This is a genomic window from Palleniella intestinalis (assembly GCF_013166595.1).
GTDB lineage: Bacteria > Bacteroidota > Bacteroidia > Bacteroidales > Bacteroidaceae > Prevotella > Prevotella intestinalis.
Map to the genome: position 1 here is coordinate 25,175 of NZ_JABKKG010000008.1, position 16,539 is coordinate 41,713.

Annotated in this window: 11 protein-coding genes; all 11 read left to right on the top strand. The window is 52.2% G+C overall.

The window, feature by feature from the left end; all coding sequences use genetic code 11:
- Nucleotides 1-154: 154 nt before the first annotated feature.
- Nucleotides 155-1,702 (top strand): GH3 auxin-responsive promoter family protein, encoded by a 1,548-nt coding sequence (locus HPS57_RS10900; RefSeq protein WP_172183030.1) that lies wholly within the window; start codon nucleotides 155-157, stop codon nucleotides 1,700-1,702.
- A gap of 138 nt (nucleotides 1,703-1,840) precedes the next feature.
- The gene (locus tag HPS57_RS10905) at nucleotides 1,841-3,808 is read left to right on the top strand and encodes an Ig-like domain-containing protein (protein WP_253946532.1); all 1,968 of its coding nucleotides are present in this window, start codon (nucleotides 1,841-1,843) and stop codon (nucleotides 3,806-3,808) included.
- A 137-nt stretch (nucleotides 3,809-3,945) separates the two neighbouring features.
- Nucleotides 3,946-4,551, top strand: coding sequence for a BamJ family beta-barrel-assembly machinery protein (gene bamJ, locus HPS57_RS10910; RefSeq protein ID WP_172183032.1), 606 nt, complete (start codon nucleotides 3,946-3,948; stop codon nucleotides 4,549-4,551).
- Between the two features lie 119 nt (nucleotides 4,552-4,670).
- Nucleotides 4,671-5,543: a BamJ family beta-barrel-assembly machinery protein gene (gene bamJ, locus HPS57_RS10915; RefSeq protein WP_172183034.1), complete on the top strand. Its 873-nt coding sequence runs from the start codon at nucleotides 4,671-4,673 to the stop codon at nucleotides 5,541-5,543.
- A 95-nt stretch (nucleotides 5,544-5,638) separates the two neighbouring features.
- Nucleotides 5,639-6,628 (top strand): BamJ family beta-barrel-assembly machinery protein, encoded by a 990-nt coding sequence (gene bamJ / locus HPS57_RS10920; protein WP_172183036.1) that lies wholly within the window; start codon nucleotides 5,639-5,641, stop codon nucleotides 6,626-6,628.
- Between the two features lie 139 nt (nucleotides 6,629-6,767).
- Nucleotides 6,768-8,729, top strand: coding sequence for an LTA synthase family protein (locus HPS57_RS10925; RefSeq protein ID WP_253946533.1), 1,962 nt, complete (start codon nucleotides 6,768-6,770; stop codon nucleotides 8,727-8,729).
- Nucleotides 8,726-10,585: an LTA synthase family protein gene (locus tag HPS57_RS10930; protein ID WP_172183040.1), complete on the top strand. Its 1,860-nt coding sequence runs from the start codon at nucleotides 8,726-8,728 to the stop codon at nucleotides 10,583-10,585. Before HPS57_RS10925 ends, HPS57_RS10930 begins: the two co-directional genes overlap by 4 nt.
- Complete coding sequence (locus HPS57_RS10935) at nucleotides 10,582-11,514, top strand: lysophospholipid acyltransferase family protein (RefSeq protein WP_172183042.1); 933 nt, start codon at nucleotides 10,582-10,584, stop codon at nucleotides 11,512-11,514. Before HPS57_RS10930 ends, HPS57_RS10935 begins: the two co-directional genes overlap by 4 nt.
- Before the next feature lie 138 nt (nucleotides 11,515-11,652).
- Nucleotides 11,653-13,155 (top strand): MATE family efflux transporter, encoded by a 1,503-nt coding sequence (locus HPS57_RS10940; RefSeq protein WP_172183044.1) that lies wholly within the window; start codon nucleotides 11,653-11,655, stop codon nucleotides 13,153-13,155.
- Nucleotides 13,156-13,223: 68 nt separating this feature from the next.
- On the top strand, nucleotides 13,224-14,357 hold the full coding sequence (locus HPS57_RS10945) for a dTDP-glucose 4,6-dehydratase (protein WP_172183046.1): 1,134 nt from the start codon (nucleotides 13,224-13,226) through the stop codon (nucleotides 14,355-14,357).
- Between the two features lie 284 nt (nucleotides 14,358-14,641).
- Nucleotides 14,642-16,534, top strand: a complete 1,893-nt coding sequence (locus tag HPS57_RS10950) for a DNA topoisomerase 3 (RefSeq protein WP_172183048.1) — start codon at nucleotides 14,642-14,644, stop codon at nucleotides 16,532-16,534.
- Nucleotides 16,535-16,539 lie beyond the last annotated feature (5 nt).

Sequence of the window (16,539 nt, forward strand, 5' to 3'; positions counted from 1 at the left end):
TGGAGAGAATCTCTATACATATATTATATAAATAAAGTATTTTTACCGGCAGAGGCACGCCCCCTTTTCCGCCAAGGAATGGGGAGTGTGCCTCTGAACGGCGGTTAACGGCGGCACTCATGGTGACTGCCGCCTGCCGCTAAACACATAGAAAATGAGCATAACAAGCATTGCACAGAAACTCTACTTCGCAAGAAGGCAGAATGAACTGCAGAAACATATCAACCACGGGGCAGACCTTCAGCAGAAAGTGCTGGAGAGTCTGCTTTGTCGTGCTGATGATACGGAGATTGGAAGACGCTATGCGTTCTCCTCAATCCATAAGTATGAGACCTTCGCACAGGACCTTCCGCTTAACGACTATGAGTCCCTGAAGCAGGACATCGACCGCATGCGCCGCGGCGAGGAAGATATCCTCTGGCGGGGAAAAGTCAGATGGTACGCCAAATCCTCGGGAACGACGAACGACAAGTCGAAGTTCATCCCTGTCTCCAAAGAGGGACTGCAGCGGATGCACTATGCCGGAGGAAGGGACTCCGTGGCCCTCTACCTCATGAACAATCCCAATTCGCGCATCTTTGACGGACGCGCGCTGATTCTCGGTGGCTCACATCAGGCAAACTACAATGTCGAGGACTCTCTCGTGGGTGACCTTTCTGCCATCCTTATCGAGAACATCAACCCGTTGGCGAACATGGTTCGTGTGCCGAAGAAGCAGACAGCATTGCTCTCCGACTTTGAGGTGAAGCGTGAAAGGATAGCCATGGAGACGCTCAACAAGAACGTCACCAACATCTCCGGTGTGCCTTCATGGATGCTCTCGGTGCTTATCCGTGTCATGGAACTCTCAGGCAAGCAGCATCTTGAAGAGGTATGGCCCAACCTTGAAGTGTTCTTCCATGGCGGAATAGCCTTCACTCCTTACCGCAAGCAGTACGAACAGCTTATTACAAAGTCGGACATGCACTACGAGGAGACTTACAACGCATCGGAAGGATTCTTCGGAATACAGAGCGACCCGAACGACAAGTCCATGCTCCTCATGCTTGACTACGATGTATTCTATGAGTTTGTGCCTATGTCAGAGCTTGACAAGCTCAACGCTTACCTTGCCGCTCCTATGAGCGCGAAGCCTGAAATGCCTACCGTTGTGCCGTTATGGGGCGTGGAAGTGGGCAAGAACTATGCCATGGTAATCTCCACAAGCTGTGGCCTGTGGCGTTATGTCATCGGCGACACCGTGCAGTTCACGAGCACCAACCCTTACAAATTCATCATCTCCGGGCGCACGAAGCACTTCATCAACGCCTTCGGTGAGGAACTCATCGTCGACAATGCCGAGCAGGGACTGGCACATGCCTGCCTCGAAACGGGTGCGGAAGTATTGGAATACACCGCAGCTCCGGTCTTTATGGGCGACGACGGCAAGTGCCGCCACCAATGGCTCATAGAGTTTGCGCGTGAGCCTGAGGACCTCGGCCGTTTCGCACGGATTCTCGATGACAAGCTCCAGGAGATAAACTCCGACTACGAGGCGAAGCGGTTTAAGGACATCACCCTGCAGCCTCTTGAGATAATCAAGGCGCGTCCGGGACTCTTCCACTCGTGGCTCAAGCGCCGCGGCAAACTCGGCGGACAGCATAAGGTGCCGCGACTGAGCAACACACGCGAGCATATCGAGCAGCTCCTGAAATTGAATTAAGGGAGGCTTTCTGTTGCAACATGATGAATCATGAAGCAACATGTTTAATCATGATGCCATGTTGCATCATGTTTTCTCATGATTCATCATGTTACAACAACCTCCAACCCACCTCCAACCACTCCCAATTCCACCCAAATGCTACACCGACTTTCCATAATCCTCCTTGCCACGGCAGCGGCAATCCTCCTCCACAGCTGCGCCCGCATGGGCTCTCCTGACGGCGGATGGTACGACGAAGTGCCGCCACGCGTGGTGGCTACCATGCCACAAGAGCGCGCCACAGGTGTCACACAGAAACGCATAACCTTGTATTTCAATGAGTTCGTTCAGTTGGAAAACGCTGCCGAGAACCTTGTCTTCTGCCCTCCGCAGATAGAGCAGCCGGACATAAAGACCATGGGAAAGTCCATACGTATCACCTTCCGCGACTCCCTGAAGGCAAACACCACCTACACCATCGACTTCTCCGATGCCATAAAGGACAACAACGAGAACAATCCGATGGGCAACTACACCTATGTCTTCTCCACAGGCGACCATATAGACACCCTTGCCGTAAGCGGCTATGTCGTGAACGCCGAGGACCTCGAACCGGTCAAAGGGCAGCTTGTGGGCCTCTATGCCAACCTCGCAGACTCCGCTTTCACCACCGAACCCATGCTCCGCACGGGACGCACAGACTCCTACGGGCATTTCGTAATCCGTGGCGTGGCACCGGGAAAGTACCGCATCTACTCCCTCGGCGACAGCGACAGTGACTTCAAACTCTCACAGCGCGGCGAACCGTTGGCGTTCAGCCACGACATAATCGTACCTTCTACAAAGGACGACATACGGCAGGACACAATCTGGAAGGACAGCCTGCATATCGCCGACATCAAGCGCGTGCCTTACCTGCGCTATCTCCCTGACGACATCTGCCTGCGCTCTTTCACACAGGAACCGACACAACGCTACCTCATCAAGACGGAGCGAAAGGAGCCCGACCGCTTCACTCTCTTCTTCAGCACGCCGACCGACACGCTGCCAAAGCTCACGGCACTGAACTTCAACGACAAGGATGCCTACATCATCGAGACAACGGAACGACGCGACACAATAACCTATTGGCTGCGCGACACTGCCCTTGTCAATCAAGACACACTGCGCATCGCCCTCGAATACATGATGACAGACAGTCTCGGCACTCTTGTCTCACAGACCGACACCATTGAATTCCTTGCCAAAGTGCCTTATGAAAAACGCATGAAGTTCCTCAACGAGGACGTGGAGAAATGGGAAAAGGCAAAGGAAAAGGCTGAGAAGAAGGAAAGAGAGTTCAAGGAACGCGATCCGCGCATCGTTGCCCTGGAACCGAAATTCGCCGGCGGAGGCTCCCAAATGGCTCCCGACAAGAGCCTGACCATTGAGTTTCCAACGCCGCTTGACACCATCTTCCGCGAGAAAATCCACCTTACGACACTCGTCGACTCTGTAAAGACCGACGTGCCGTGGGAGATGTACTCCGAAGGGCTTCCTCCGCGAACCTACGGCATCAGAGGGGAATGGCAGCCGGACACGGACTATCTCCTCGAAATAGACTCCATAGCCTTCCGCGACATCTATGGAAGAGTCTCCGACCCGAAGAGATACAGCATCAAGATTGCCTCCGAAGAGGACTTCGCAACGCTCTTTGTAAATGTCGAAGGGGTTAGGGACAGCACCGGACAGGTTATCGTGCAAATCCTCGACCGCGCAGGAAAACAACTGGCGGAAGCCGTTGCCAAGGACAACACGGCGGAGTTCTACTACCTCACGCCGGGGACATACTACATGCGGTGCATCCTTGACCGCAACAGTAATGGCAAATGGGACACCGGTGACTACTCCCTCGACCTGCAGCCGGAGGAGGTCTACTACAACCCGAAACCCATTGAATGCAAGGCAAAATGGGATCTTACCACAACCTTCGCCATCGGCAATATCCCGTTCCACCAACAGAAACCGGGCGAGATGAAGAAGCAGAAAGGCGAGAAGAAAAAGACCATCCGCCTGCGCAACGCACAGCGCGCCGCCGAAATGGGACTACAGTACGACAAAGAAAAGGTGGACAGCAAATTCTAAAAATGGTTAAAGGTTAAATGCCTTAGACCACAGGTAATGGATTATTTTGTAATTTTGTAGAATGTAAGCCTTATGACAGCCCACGGACAGCTGTGAGGACAAACTATCGTAAAATCAATAAACTGTAAATAAAGACAATGGACAAATTAAGTTACGCTCTCGGACTTGGCATCGGCACACAGCTTGCACAGCTCGGAGCAAAGGACCTCAACCTCGCAGACTTCATGGAGGCTGTGAAGGACATGCTTGAAGGAAACGAATCAAAAGTGGAACAGCAGGAAGCGCAGAAACTCGTCAGCGAGTTCTTCCAGAAGCAGGAGGAGCGCGAGATGGAGCGCCGCCGCGAGGCTGGAAAGGGCGCGAAGGAGGCAGGAGAGAAGTATCTTGCCGAAAACCGCAAGAATCCGAAGGTCATCGAGACTCCTTCAGGACTTCAGTATGAGGTGCTTGTGCAGGGCAGCGGCAAGCAGCCAAAGGCCACTGACACAGTGAAGGTGCACTACGAGGGCTTCCTCACCGACGGCACTGTCTTTGACTCAAGCATACAGCGCGGAGAGCCTATCTCATTCCCGCTCAACGGTGTCATCGCCGGCTGGACAGAAGGCCTACAGCTCATGTCTGAGGGTTCAAAGTACCGTCTCTATATCCCTTACAACCTTGGTTACGGCGAGCACGGAGCGGGAGCGTCAATCCCTCCGTTCTCAACTCTCATCTTCGACGTTGAGCTTATCGAGGTGCAGTAAAGCAAACGCATCATGATGTAACATGTTGCCTCATGATTCAACATGAGCTGCAACATGATAAAACATGATGCATCATGATACAACATGACAAAAGAAAACAAAAACAACAAAAAGATAAAATGAAGAAAATTACATTCCTGGCTCTTGCAGCCGCTGCAGCACTTGGTTTCTCAAGCTGCGGAAACTCCACTCCGAAGGCGGACCTTAACGACGACCTCGACACACTCTCTTACGCTATCGGTATGGCACAGTCCAACGGTCTCTCACAGTATCTCGTGGAGCGCATGGGCGTTGACTCCACATGTGTGGACGAATTCATAAAGGGTCTTAACGAAGGCGTGTCTGCCGGTGACGACAAGAAGAAGGCAGCATACTATGCCGGCATACAAATCGGTCAGCAGATTTCCAACCAGATGATTAAGGGCATCAACCATGAAATCTTCGGTGAGGACTCCACAAAGACCATCTCCCTCAAGAACTTCATGGCCGGCTTCATCAACGGTTACACAGGCAAGAACGGTCTGATGACACAGGAGCAGGCCGGAATGACAGCACAGGCTAAGATGGAGGTGATTCGTGCCAAGAACCTCGAGGAGCAGTTTGGTGAGTACAAGAAGCAGGGTGAGGATTTCCTTGCTAAGAACAAGACAGCCCAGGGCGTTGTCACTCTCCCTTCAGGCGTTCAGTACAAGATTCTGAAGGAGGGAACAGGAGCTGTTCCTGCCGACACTTCTGCCGTTGTTGTCAACTATGAGGGCAAACTCCTCGACGGAACAGTGTTCGACTCTACCTACAAGTCAGGCAACCCTACCACTCTCCGTGCCAACCAGGTCATCAAGGGCTGGACAGAGGTGCTCACAAAGATGCCTGTAGGCTCTACATGGGAAGTGTATATCCCACAGGACCTCGCTTACGGCTCACGCCAGGCAGGTACCATCAAGCCTTTCTCAACCCTCATCTTCAAGATTGAGCTTCTTGAGATAAAGAAGTAAAGTTTCAGGAGGAAGCGATTCAACCGACTCACTCGACTCATTCGAATGACTCGAATAATCCGATTGATCCGAATGATTCGCCCAACGATTAAACAATGAAAAAGACAATAACAATGCTGGCGCTCGCTATGGTAGCGGGCGCCGCTTGTTCTGAGGCTGTAGCCAAAAAGGACAAGAAGAACAAGAAGACCGTCTCTGCCGCTGTCATACAGAAGTCCATTGTTTCCCTGCAGACCAAAGCGGACTCCATCAGCTATGCCGCAGGCAAGAGCCTGACAATGGGCATGATGGACTATGTCGTAGGACAACTCAAGGTGGACACCGCCTATATGGCCGACTTCGTCAAAGGCATAGAGAAAGGGCTCAACGAGGTGGAGACACCGCAGATGAAGGCTGAGGCTGCCGGAAAGCAGATTGCACAGATGGTGAAGGAGCGCATGCTCCCTAACATCAAGACTCAGATGGAAGGCTCGGATGCTGCTCTCGACGAAGCTCTCTTCAAGCGCGCATTCACCGATGCCGTGGAGAATGACAACAGTGTGCTCTCCATGGAAGAGTCCACAAAATACTTCGAGGCTGCCATGAACGCCATAAAGGAAGCCAAGGAGGAGGCTGCAAAGGCTGCCGGCAAGAACTGGCTCGCCGAGAATGCCAAGAAGGAGGGTGTCAAGGTGCTCCCTTCAGGCCTTCAGTACAAGGTGCTCACCGAGGGCAACGGACCTGTTGCAAAGAAGGATGACGAGGTCGTCGTGAAGTATGAGGGCAAGCTGATTGACGGCACAGTCTTCGACTCAAGCTATGAGCGCGATCCGCAGACCACATCCTTCAAGCCGACACAGGTCATCCCGGGTTGGACGGAGGCACTCTGCATGATGCCGCAAGGCTCTGTGTGGGAGCTGTATATCCCTGAGAATCTCGGCTACGGCAGCCGCCCGAGCGGCAAGATTCCCGCTTTCTCGACTCTCGTCTTCAAGGTGGAAGTCGTGGAGGTAAAGGCAAAAGAAGAGCCTAAGGAAGAGAAGCCGGCTCCTGCCGTGACAGCCAAGAAAACGGCGAAAAAGCCTGCTGCGCGCAGGAAGAAATAATTGTTTTTGTCAGTATTGTCGCCATTGACAGTACTGACAATACTGACACCATTGTCAATATTGACATCCCTGACAATTATGTCAATACTGACCAAATCCCATAATCCAAACACAGCGTATGACGAGCAACCACAAAGCTATGAGTCTGTTATCATGTGCGGTGCGGGTATTCCTGCACCTTATGCTCTCTTACGCTGTGTTTTTCATTGCCCGTGTGGCTTATTTCCTGGAGAATAAGGATGTCTTTACGGACGTGTTCTCCCATAATTCCATCGGCAGACTGTTGCAAGGCTGCCTGATGTTCGACACATCGGCGATAATGTACACCAACGCCCTTGTCGTCCTCCTGATAGTCCTCCTTCCCCGGAAATGGGACAAGACTGTCAGCGTTGTCTACACCCTGATCACCGGTTTGACACTCGCAATGAACCTCGGCGACGCGGTTTATTTCCAATATACGGGCAAAAGGACCACCATGTCCGTATTCGGCGAATTCTCCAACGAGAGCAATCTGCTGCAGATTCTCGGTGCGGAGACCCTGCGCCATTGGTACCTTTTCCTCCTTGCTTTCCTTGTTTTCTATGCCGTATGGCGGCTGTCACGCCGCATAATGGCTGTAGGAAAGCATTCTCTTCTCCCACGTTGGGCGGAGATTTCCTCACGAGCCCTTACTCTCCTCGTCTTTGTTCCTTTCTGCATAGCCGGTATGCGAGGAGGGTGGACGACAGCCGTTCGCCCGATAACCGTCAGCAACGCCAACCAATATGTCCGCCGTCCGGCTGAGGCTGTGCTCATTCTCAACACCCCGTTCTCCATGATTCGCACCATTGGCAAGGACGTCTTCCATGACCCGGAGTACTTCTCCGATGAGGAACTCGCTACAATCTATTCACCCGTCCATGAGCCTGTGAAGGGCGAAATGTGGCGGAAGAATGTCGTGGTGCTTATCGTAGAGAGCTTCGGCAGGGAATATATCGGAGCGTACAATGAGCACCTTGACGGCGGAAAGTACAAAGGCTATGCGCCGTTTGTTGACTCTTTGTATGCGGAAAGCCTGAGTTTCGACTACACTTTCGCCAACGGCAGACAGTCAATCGACGGTATGCCGTCCATACTTTCAGGCATTCCGCGTTTCATAGAGCCGTTTTTCCTTACCCCGGCATCAATGAACGATGTAAGCGGAATAGCCGGCGAACTGGGCAAAAAGGGCTATTACTCAGCCTTTTTCCATGGCGCGGAGAACGGCAGCATGGGCTTTGAGGCGTTCGCAAAGTCTACAGGCTACAAGGATTACTACGGCAGGACGGAGTTCGACCGTGACCCTCGCTTCGGCGGAGAACGGGAGTACGACGGCACATGGGCCATCTGGGACGAGCCGTTCCTGCAGTTCTACGCCATGAAGATGACGGAGTTCCGCGAGCCTTTCGTCACCTCTGTCTTCACCGCCTCCAGTCATCACCCGTATGTTGTGCCGGAGAAGTACAAGGATATTTATAAGGAAGAGGGCACAAACCCTATCCATAAGTGCATTCGCTATACGGACATGGCGCTGCGGAAGTTCTTTGAGACAGCGCGGAAACAGCCGTGGTACAAGAACACAATCTTTGTCTTCACCAGCGATCACACCAACATCGCCGACCATCCCGAGTACCGTACGGACCTCGGACTGTTCGGTGCGCCACTGCTTTTCTTCGACCCTTCCGGCGAGATGCCTCGCGGACGAATGCACTGCATAGCACAGCAGACGGACATCCTGCCCACCATCCTCGGGTGGCTTCGCTATCCCGAACCTTACATTGCGTGGGGCGTCGACCTCCTGAACACCCCTTCCGAGGAGACATGGGCTGTCAACCACACCGGCAGCGGGCTGTATCAGTTTGTCAAAGGCGACTATCTCCTGCAATTCGACGGCAACAACATGCACGCTGTATATAACTTCCGCACCGACTGGCTCCTGCGCCATAACCTCCTGAAAGCCGACGGACAACTCGCTCTTCCGACATCCGAGCGTGAGAAAATCATGGCTTATGAGCGGCAACTGAAGGCTGTCATACAGACCTATATGCAACGAATGGTGAACGACAAACTTGTCATAAAATGAAACACACAACAGGAAATTCCGGCATAATCCTATTGGTAAGGCTCTTCCTTGCCATGATGCTTGTCTTCATGGTGCAGAAACTTTTCTTCCTGTTTCTCACATGGCAGGAAGGAAACTCTCTTACTGACAGCCTTGAAGTGGTGCTTCATGGACTGAAACTCGACAGTGCCGTCACTGCATACACCCTCATCCTGCCTTTCCTGGCAATAGTCGTCACGGCATTCCTCCCTCCGTCCTGCGAGAGGAAAGAGGAGGGGCTGCGCCGTTTCCTGAGGCTATATTATGCGGTGGTGGTGACCCTTTGCGCCATTATCATTGTCGTTGATGCCGCCCTTTATCCTTTCTGGCATTTCAAGCTCGACACCTCAGTGTTCCTCTACACCGACAAACCGAAGGACGCAATGGCAAGTGTCTCGGCAGGATTCATCGTCCGTCAGGTACTTCTCATTGCTGTATGGGCATGGTTCTCAGGACGTTTGCTGTTCTTTGCAATAGGAAAAAAGAACCAGCAATCCACCATCTCAACCACAAAACCGTTAACCCGCAACCTCCTCAACGCAGCGTTTTATCTCGCTGTCTGTGCCCTTCTCGTGCTTATGATAAGGGGAGGAGTGGGCAAAGGCACCAACAATGTCTCCGAGGCTTACTACTCCGACAACCAGTATCTTAACCATGCGGCTGTCAATCCGGTGTTCAACATGCTCTATTCCATAGGCAAACTCGAGGATTTCGGGTCACAGGCGCAGTACTTTCCGGAGGAGGAATGCAAGGAGATCATCAAGGGAATCTACAACACAGAGACAATAACCGTGGACACACTCCTCACCAACCGGCGTCCGAACATCCTCCTTGTGATATGGGAAGGAGCAGACTGGCATATTGCACGCGACATGAACGCCATGCCGCATCTTCAGGCCTTGGCAGGCGAAGGGGTGGACTTCACTGCCTGCCACGCCAACAGTTTCCGCACCGACCGCGGACAACTGTCGCTCCTCGCAGGATGGCCCGCCATCCCGAAGACGTCACTCATGAAGATTCCCGAGAAATGTGAGCACATGCCGGCATTGCCGCGCACACTGCTGGAGAATGGCTACAGGACGACATTCTGGTACGGTGGCGACATCTCTTTCGCAAGCACCGGCGGCTATATGCACCAGGCAGGCTTCCAAACCACCGTCTCCGACAAGGATTTTCCTCGCAAGGACATCGCCACGGACTGGGGTGTCTACGACGGAACACTGTTCGACAAGGCGTTCGAAAGCATTGGCGCAGACTACCGGAAGCATCCGGACAAACGATTCTTCCACACCATCATGACCCTCAGCAGCCATGAGCCGTGGACAGTGCCGTCACGGACGATGGACGACGATGTGCTCAATGCCTTCAACTACACTGACCGCTGCCTCGGCAAACTCATGGCGAAACTGCGTAAAAGCCCTATGTGGGACAATCTGCTTGTCATCATAACCTCCGACCACGGCGTACCTTACGGTCAGAATGCCACCCTGCATGACCACAGCGTCACCCACATCCCGATGATATGGACGGGAGGAGCTGTGGCACGCAAGATGAAGATTGACAGACTCATGAACCAGGCTGACCTCCCCGCAACGTTGCTCGGACAAATGGGAATAAAGCACGACAAGTTCCTTTTCTCACGCGATGTGACAAGCGCGACATACACTTATCCCAACGCTTTCCATGTCTACAACAGCGGCATAACCTTCGTCGACTCCACCGGACGCACCACCTTCGACCTCGATGGCGAGCGATGCGTCGTTGGCAATGACACGCAAAGGGAGCGGAAAGCCAAGGCACTGTTGCAGAACCTGTACAAGAAAACCTCCGAACTATGAAAGAAAAAGTCCTCTACCGCATAATGTTCTGCTGCTGGTACGCTGTCTCCAAGCTGCCGGCATGCGTCCATTATTTCAACTCCTTGTGGCTCTCGGCGCTGCTGTTCCATGTCATCCGCTACCGCAGGAAACTCGTCCACCGACAGATGAAAGACTCCTTTCCCGGGAAGTCCGACAAGGAACTGTGGCTCTTGGAACGCCGGTTCTACCTCCATTTCTGTGACATCCTCGCGGAGTCGGTGATGTATTTCGCCATGTCCGAAGAGGAAATCATGCGTCGTATGCGCTTCATCAACGTGGAGCGTGTCAGGGAATCCGCGCGGAACGGCAAGAACATCGGCATCTATCTCGGACATTACGCCAACTGGGAGTGGATTTCCTCGTTCAGTCTTTGGACAGAAGGCACATGCACGGCGGCACAACTCTACCACCCATTGGAGAACCCTGTGTTCGACCGACTCATAGCCTACACGCGCCAACGCTTCGGAGCAGTGAACATCTCCGTCAACGAATCGGTGCGCGCAATGGTAAAACTTAAGCAGCAAGGCAAGCCAATCCTCGTGGGATTCATTGCCGACCAAGCGCCTTTCTGGAACAACATACACTATTGGACACCGTTTCTCAACCACCCCGAGACCCCTATCTTCACCGGTGCGGAGAAGCTAATGAAGAAGCTCGACATGGATGTCTACTACCTCGATGTGCGCCAAGTGAAGCGCGGCTGCTATGAGGCGGAGTTCGTCCTCATCACTGACCGTCCGAAGCAAGAGCCGGAATTTGCCATCACGGAACGCTACACACGCATGCTGGAGCAGACCATCATCAAAGCCCCTTCCCTCTGGCTGTGGAGCCACAACCGCTGGAAGCGCACCAAAGAGGAGTGGCTGAAGATGTACGACCCCGCCTCCGGCAAGGTCATCATGGGATGATTGCCGCGGCGGAAAAAGCCTTGTCCGTATTCAGGAAGCAGGAATTTCATTGCTTTCTGTTCAGAATACAACTGTTTTTCCTTTTTTATGATGTAATGACAGAGATTTTTTGTAATTTTGCACCAAATTTTCAGTAACATGCAACAGAAACAAGCAACATTGGAACTTGGCACGAAGCCTGTCGGCAAACTGCTCATGCAGTATGCCGTACCTGCCATTGTGGCTATGGTGGCAAGTTCTCTGTACAACATGGTGGACTCCATCTTCATCGGACGCGGTGTCGGTCCGATGGCTATTGCTGGACTTGCCATAACATTCCCTTTCATGAACCTCTCCGGAGCTTTCGGCGCGGCGATAGGCATTGGCTCATCGACACTCATCAGTGTGTTCCTCGGGCAGAAGAATTATGACGGTGCGAAGAATATCCTCGGAAACAATGTCACACTGAACTGCATCACCGGCATCACCTTTGCCGTAGCCTGTCTTGTGTTCCTTTCACCGATACTAAGGTTTTTCGGAGCGTCAGACCAGACACTGCCTTATGCACGTGAGTACATGGAGGTGCTGCTGGTTGGCAACATCGTCACACATCTTTATTTCGGCATGAATGCCGTGCTGCGTGCCGCTTCAAAGCCGAAGATGGCAATGTATGCCACGATTTTCACCGTGATTCTCAACACTATCCTTGACCCGCTGTTCATCTACACTTTCGACATGGGCATCCGCGGCGCAGCGTTGGCGACAATCCTCGCGCAGCTATGCGCACTCTGCTGGCAGTTCAAGTTGCTTTCCAACAAGGACGAGCTGCTGCATCTCCACCGTGGCATCTACCGTCTGAAGGGCGAACTTGTAAGGCGCATCATCGGCATCGGTGTATCTCCGTTCCTTATGAATGCCTGTGCGTGCCTTGTGATCATATTCATCAACAATGCCCTTGTTGCCTATGGCGGTGACATGGCTGTCGGTGCTTACGGCATCGGCAACAGAATCTCGTTCATGTTTGTGATGATTTGCATCGGCATAAACCAGGGAATGCAGCCTATCGTCGGTTATAATTTCGGTGCGAAACAGTACGGGCGTATGCTGCAAGCCCTCAACTACGCCATGGCAAGCGCTACGGTTGTGATGATTGTCGGTTGGTGCATAGGTGAGTTTTTCCCACGGACCATCATCCGTCTCTTCACCACCGATTTCGAACTTATAGAGGCGGCGACACACGGACTGCGCATAAATATGCTGCTGTTCCCTATCATCGGTTGCCAGATAGTGATAACCAACTTCTTCCTCTCGATAGGAAAGGCGAAGATAAGCACCTTCCTTTCACTGTCACGGCAGATGCTTTTCCTCATACCGCTGATAGTCATCCTGCCGGAGTTCTATGGCATCGACGGTGTATGGGCTGCGCTTCCTGCAAGCGACGCTTTGGCGGTTGTCGTGGCAATCGGTATGATGGCAGTCTATATGCGGCGTTTCAAGCGCATGGCTGCTGACCCGATGAACACTCCTGTGGCAGAACTTCCTGAGAGTGAGCGCATAGAGAAGGAACTTTCAAAGCATGCCAACCGCAATGCCGCAGAGGCTCCAAAGCAGGTTGCGCCATGGTCTGCGAATACTCCGCGTTATTCGTCTATGGACAGTTGATATTACATAAAACTTAGACAAAACACTCCAAGGCAATTTTAAAATATATCCCCTAAAAACCAAATACAATGAAATCTATCGTAATCACCGGCGGTGCCGGCTTCATCGGCTCCCATGTTGTCCGCCTCTTTGTTAACAAGTATCCTGAGTACAAGATTATTAATCTTGACAAACTCACTTATGCCGGCAACCTCGCCAACCTCAAGGATATCGAGGACAAGCCGAACTACAAGTTCGTAAGGATGGACATCTGCGACTTCGATGCGTTCTACAAGCTGATGCAGGACGAGCAGGTTGACGGCATCATCCACCTTGCCGCCGAAAGCCATGTCGACCGTTCGATAAAGGATCCGTTCACTTTCGCACGCACCAACGTCATGGGAACGCTCTCGCTTCTCCAGGCTGCAAAGCTCTATTGGGAGTCACTGCCTGAGAAATACGAGGGCAAGCGCTTCTACCATATCTCCACCGATGAGGTCTACGGTGCACTTGAGATGACCAATCCGGAAGGCATCGAGCCGCCGTTCACCACCACCGCGTCATCCTCCGAGCACCACCTCGCCTACGGAAAGGATTTCTTCTACGAGACGACAAAGTACAATCCGCACTCCCCATACTCGGCTTCCAAGGCCAGTTCCGACCACTTTGTGCGCGCATTCCATGACACCTACGGCATGCCGACGATAGTCACAAACTGCTCAAACAACTATGGCCCTTACCAGTTCCCTGAGAAGCTCATCCCTCTCTTCATCAACAACATCTGCCACCGCAAGCCGCTTCCTGTCTACGGCAAGGGCGAGAACGTGCGCGACTGGCTGTATGTCGTCGACCATGCACGTGCTATCGATGTGATTTTCCATAACGGAAAGATAGCCGAGACCTATAACATCGGCGGTTTCAACGAGTGGAAGAACATCGACATCATCAAGACCGTCATCAAGACCGTCGACCGTCTGCTCGGCAGACCTGAGGGCGCCGACCTTGACCTTATCACCTATGTCACCGACCGCCTTGGCCATGACGCACGCTATGCCATAGACTCCACAAAGCTCCAGAAGGAACTCGGCTGGGAACCTTCACTGCAGTTTGAGGAAGGCATCGAGAAGACAGTGAAGTGGTATCTCGAGAATGAGGCTTGGATGGATAACATCACAAGTGGTGAATACGAGAAATATTACGAGTCAATGTATTCAAACCGCTAAGCAGGCGATAACGGGTGACAAAATGAAAGGTGACCTTTTGCATAGTGAAAGGTAACACTTTGCAACGCAAAACGTCACCTTTCACACAACAAACCGTAACCTTTTGCGAAACAAAGAAGATAGTTACGCCTATTGAAATTTTCTGTCACAAAAATATGTTTGATAGAGCGCAAAGTGTAAGCAATTCTGCATTTTTGCTCACATTGTGACAACAGACGAGAACCTGCGACATGGCAGTCTGCCTTAGTTGCGCATAAACCATAAAAAAACAAGGAGAAGACAGCGTGATAGTTTGCATCGCAGAGAAACCGTCCGTCGCCCGTGACATAGCCAAAGTGATAGGGGCGACACAGGCGAAGGACGGCTACATAGAAGGCAACGGCTACCAGGTGACCTGGACTTTCGGTCACCTGTGCGAACTGAAAGAGCCGAACGACTACACCGACCGTTGGAAGGCGTGGTCGCTTTCGGCATTGCCGATGCTTCCTACACGGTTCGGAATAAAGCTCATTCCACAGCAGCACATCGAGAAACAGTTTGCTGTTGTGGAAAAGCTGATGCAGGCTGCCGACGGAATAATAAACTGTGGTGATGCCGGGCAGGAAGGAGAGCTGATACAGCGGTGGGTGATGCAGAAGGCCGGAGCTACATGTCCGGTGAAGCGTCTGTGGATTAGTTCACTGACAGAGGACGCAATCCGTGAGGGTTTCCAGAACCTTAAAGACCAAAGTGAGTACCAATCGCTGTACTTCGCAGGGCTTTCACGCGCCATTGGCGACTGGCTTTTGGGCATGAATGCCACAAGGTTGTACACCTTGAAATATGGGCAGAACCGTCAGGTTCTTTCCATAGGACGAGTGCAAACGCCAACCCTTGCCCTCATTGTCAACAGACAAAGGGAAATAGAGAACTTTGTCCCTGAACCTTATTGGGTGCTCTCGACAATCTATCGCGGCACTACATTCACTGCCACAAAAGGCAAATACCTTAAAAAAGAGGAGGGTGAGGCAGCCTTTTCCATAATAGAAGGCAGACCGTTCACAGTCACAAAAGTTGAGAAAAAGAAGGGTAAGGAACAGTGTCCGCAGCTCTTTGACCTCACATCCCTGCAAGTTGAGTGTAACAAGAAATTCTCTTATTCGGCGGATATGACATTGCGAACGATACAGTCGCTCTATGAAGGAAAGTTTACGACTTACCCGCGTGTTGACACACAGTATCTTTCCGATGACATCTACGCAAAATGCCCACAGACCCTCAACGGTCTTTTCCAGACAAAATTCGCCGGACAAGCACCGTATGCCGACCTTGTCCGTCCCTTGGGAGGCAAGAAACTCGCGAAATCAAAGCGTGTGTTCGATTCCTCAAAGGTTACTGACCACCATGCCATCATCCCTACCGGAGTGCCTCCCCATGGGTTGAGCGATGCGGAAAGGAATGTCTTTGACCTCATAGCGCGACGCTTCATAGCCGCCTTTTATCCGGACTGCATAATAAGCACCACAACCGTAAACGGTGAGGTGCAGGGTGAGGAGGAGAAAGTTGAGTTTAAGGTAAGTGGCAAGGAAATCCTTGATCCGGGCTGGCGCGTTGTCTTCGCAAAGGAAAACAAGACAGAAAGTGACAGTGCAAACGCATCCGCTGATAATGGGAAAAAAGAGGAAGATGAGCGCACACTGCCTAATTTCGAGAAGGGCGAGAGCGGACCTCACACACCGACACTGACGGAAAAGCAGACAACTCCCCCAAAGTACTACACCGAGGCGACACTCCTCCGTGCCATGGAGACGGCAGGAAAGTTTGTAGAGGATGAGACGCTGCGCGCTGCTCTTAAAGAGAATGGCATCGGTCGGCCGTCATCGCGTGCAGGAATCATTGAGACGCTGTTCAAACGCCATTACATCCGGCGTGAGCGCAAGAACCTGCTTGCCACTCCGACGGGCATGGACCTCATCGACATAATACGCGAGGAACTGCTGAAATCATGTGAACTGACAGGCATCTGGGAGAAGAAACTGCGTGACATAGAGCACCATAAATATGACGCCCAGCAGTTTATCTCTGAACTGAAGCAACAGGTTTCCGAGATAGTCCTCCAGGTTTTGCGCGACAACAGCAACCGACGCATAACCGTAACTACAGAGGAAGAACTGAAAAAGAAGAAGAAAAAGAAATGATGGGA

Bases quoted from the DNA above. Each gene is read 5' to 3' on its own strand.
- HPS57_RS10900 (WP_172183030.1), top strand. From the start codon at position 155: ATGAGCATAACAAGCATTGCACAGAAACTCTACTTCGCAAGAAGGCAG.
- HPS57_RS10905 (WP_253946532.1), top strand. From the start codon at position 1,841: ATGCTACACCGACTTTCCATAATCCTCCTTGCCACGGCAGCGGCAATC.
- bamJ (WP_172183032.1), top strand. From the start codon at position 3,946: ATGGACAAATTAAGTTACGCTCTCGGACTTGGCATCGGCACACAGCTT.
- bamJ (WP_172183034.1), top strand. From the start codon at position 4,671: ATGAAGAAAATTACATTCCTGGCTCTTGCAGCCGCTGCAGCACTTGGT.
- bamJ (WP_172183036.1), top strand. From the start codon at position 5,639: ATGAAAAAGACAATAACAATGCTGGCGCTCGCTATGGTAGCGGGCGCC.
- HPS57_RS10925 (WP_253946533.1), top strand. From the start codon at position 6,768: ATGAGTCTGTTATCATGTGCGGTGCGGGTATTCCTGCACCTTATGCTC.
- HPS57_RS10930 (WP_172183040.1), top strand. From the start codon at position 8,726: ATGAAACACACAACAGGAAATTCCGGCATAATCCTATTGGTAAGGCTC.
- HPS57_RS10935 (WP_172183042.1), top strand. From the start codon at position 10,582: ATGAAAGAAAAAGTCCTCTACCGCATAATGTTCTGCTGCTGGTACGCT.
- HPS57_RS10940 (WP_172183044.1), top strand. From the start codon at position 11,653: ATGCAACAGAAACAAGCAACATTGGAACTTGGCACGAAGCCTGTCGGC.
- HPS57_RS10945 (WP_172183046.1), top strand. From the start codon at position 13,224: ATGAAATCTATCGTAATCACCGGCGGTGCCGGCTTCATCGGCTCCCAT.